This window comes from Bacillus sp. NPDC057893 (genome assembly GCF_042796455.1).
In the GTDB taxonomy this organism is placed as follows: domain Bacteria; phylum Bacillota; class Bacilli; order Bacillales; family Bacillaceae_G; genus Bacillus_A.
Window position 1 is genome coordinate 1 of the sequence record NZ_JBHVNG010000042.1, and the last position, 1,317, is coordinate 1,317.

Here is a 1,317-nt window from a genome sequence, read left to right on the forward strand (position 1 = left end):
ATCAACGATTTAATGCCACAGCCGTGCAATTCCTACAACAAGTGTTAGCCGAACTTCTCAAACAAAAGTTATCTTCAACTAAGATGCTCACTTCTCCATACGCTTCTATTTTCAAACGTATTCGTATCCTAGATTCAACTGCCTTTCAACTTCCCGATGTATTTTCATCTGTTTATCCAGGTGCAGGAGGATGCAGCCATACAGCTGGGGTGAAGATTCAGCTTGAGTATGATTTATTAAGTGGACAGTTCCTACATATTCATACAGGCCCAGGTAAACAACATGATCGAACCTATGGTTCTCTATGTGCCCCAACTGTGACAGCGAATGATTTATGTATCCGTGATTTAGGTTATTTTCACTTGAAAGATCTTCAACATATACAAGATAAAGAGGCTTACTATATCTCTCGTATTAAATCCAATACACGTATTTATCAAAAAAATCCCACTCCTGATTATTTTCAAGATGGAAGAATCAAGAAAGGTACAGAGTATATACAGATAGATATGGAGGTCTTAATGAACTCTCTTCAACCAGGACAAACATGTGAAATATCCAACGCTTATGTAGGAATGACTGATAAAGTACCAACCCGTGTGATTGTTCATCGACTAACCAAAGAACAACAACAAAAACGATTACAAGATCAAACTGTAAGAGAAAAAAAGAAAGGAATGAAGTATTCTACTCGTAGTAAACGACTCAGTGGCATCAATGTATATATGACAAACACACCTACAGACATTGTCCCGATGGGACAAGTGCATGATTGGTATTCTTTACGCTGGCAAATCGAAATTTTATTTAAAACGTGGAAGTCATTCTTTCAAATTCATCAGTGTAAAAAGATAAAACCAGAAAGATGGGAGTGCCATTTGTATGGACAATTGATTGCCATTCTACTCTGTTCTTCTATCATGTTTCAAATGCGGCAATTACTTCTTATGAAAAAGAAACGAGAACTGAGTGAGTATAAGGCCATATATATGATTAGAGATTATTTTCTTCTTCTTTTCCAAGCTATACAGAAAAACACCCAAGAACTATCAAAGGTTCTATATCGCCTATTCAATCTTCTACAGCAAAACGGGCGAAAATCTCATCGATATGAGAAGAAAACAGTCTTTGATATATTAGGTGTCGTTTACAATTGTACCATGTCTGATAATCAAGCGGCTTAATTCAAAAAAAGAAACCCGTTAGGGTTTATTTCGTATGCAAATCTTTAAAGCACCTACATATAGACTTTCGAAAAAAAGAAACAATCTCTCTTATCATTGACATTACATGAGCTTAGCTTGATAGCGATGGGGT

Annotated in this window: 1 protein-coding gene; it reads left to right on the top strand. The window is 36.1% G+C overall.

Annotation, left to right across the window (positions count from 1 at the left end):
- A partial coding sequence (locus ACFVQC_RS30190) for an IS4 family transposase (RefSeq protein WP_377900196.1) occupies positions 1 to 1,184 on the top strand: 1,184 nt, incomplete at its 5' end.
- Positions 1,185 to 1,317 lie beyond the last annotated feature (133 nt).